The following is a 270-nucleotide window of genomic DNA, read 5'->3' as shown; positions in this document are numbered from 1 at the left end:
TAGTACCACCGTTATCGGGCTAAATGAGTAGTTGCAAATGACAACTATGCGGAAGCACGTCTCGCTGCCTGAGGTGGTGTGAATGCTTCAAACTAAGTCTTAAACCGTCGCAGGTTTAAGCGGGGTTCGGAGGCACCTGGCAACAGAAGCCTTCACTTTTGTAAGTATAACTGATTGAGCTTTCAAACACTATTTATCATAAAATTTCGTATTTTTTGCAATTAATAAGATGCATCATAGATAAAATATTGCTAACTTAAAGAAACATTT

At 38.5% G+C, this 270-nt stretch carries 1 other RNA gene (only partly in view); it reads left to right on the top strand.

The window, feature by feature from the left end:
* Nucleotides 1-157, top strand: a transfer-messenger RNA (tmRNA) gene (gene ssrA / locus ACFIO5_RS12680) (it extends 192 nt beyond the left edge of the window).
* Nucleotides 158-270: the final 113 nt, after the last annotated feature.

The sequence above is a fragment of the Bartonella sp. AA86SXKL genome (genome assembly GCF_042196885.1).
Note: the sequence above shows the minus strand (reverse complement) of the source record. Positions and strands in the feature narration are given on the sequence as shown.